1 pseudogene is annotated in these 698 nt (G+C 78.1%); it reads right to left on the bottom strand.

The features are described 5' to 3' along the window. A pseudogene (locus CR470_RS38290) lies at positions 1 to 698 on the bottom strand (hypothetical protein); the annotation flags it as partial.

Genomic DNA, 698 nt, shown 5'->3' with positions numbered 1-698 from the left:
ACTCCGGGCGCAGGGCGCTCTCGCCGCCGCCGGAGGGGAGCTGGGCGGCGGCGGAGCCGAGGACGCGTACGGGGCGGCCGTCCAGGCGGACCTCCCAGCGGCCTTCCGGGAGCGGCGGGGCGATCAGCGCGGAGAACCGCGACCGGCTGCCCGGCGCGTGGTCGGGGAGCCCGCCCGGACTCTCGTCCGGGCTCACCCCCGGGCTTCTGTCCGGGCTCTCGTCCGAAGCTCCGTTCGCGACGGGCTCCGCGACGGGCTCCGTCACGGTTTCCGTCACGGGCTCCGCGACGGACTCCGTCACGGTTTCCGTCACGGGCTCCGCGACGGCCTGAGCGGTGTTCCCCGCCACGGCTTCCGTGACCGTCTCCGCGACCGGGACCGTCTCGTGCAGCGTCTCGTGGTGCAGGACGAGTCCGCCGCCGGAGCCGGTCGCCGTCCCCGCAGCGGGCGGAACGTACGTCCCCGAGACGCGCAGGGCCCCCTCCGGCGTGCGCTCCACCCGGTCCGCGTACGGAGGCCCCGCCAGGTCCAGCACCAGGTCGCCCGCCGGGTCCGCGCACGCGGGCGGCGGCAGGTCCGGGGCGGCGGGCAGCGGGACGCGGGTGCCGTCGGCGAGCAGCAGCCGGACCCCCCAGCGCGCCCCGCCCGCCGCCTCGACCTCGCGGGGGGCCCGGTGCGGGGCCTGTCTCTTATACACA

The sequence above is a fragment of the Streptomyces sp. rh34 genome (assembly GCF_002551245.1).
Classification (GTDB): domain Bacteria; phylum Actinomycetota; class Actinomycetes; order Streptomycetales; family Streptomycetaceae; genus Streptomyces.
This window is presented reverse-complemented; position numbering and strand designations above follow the sequence as displayed.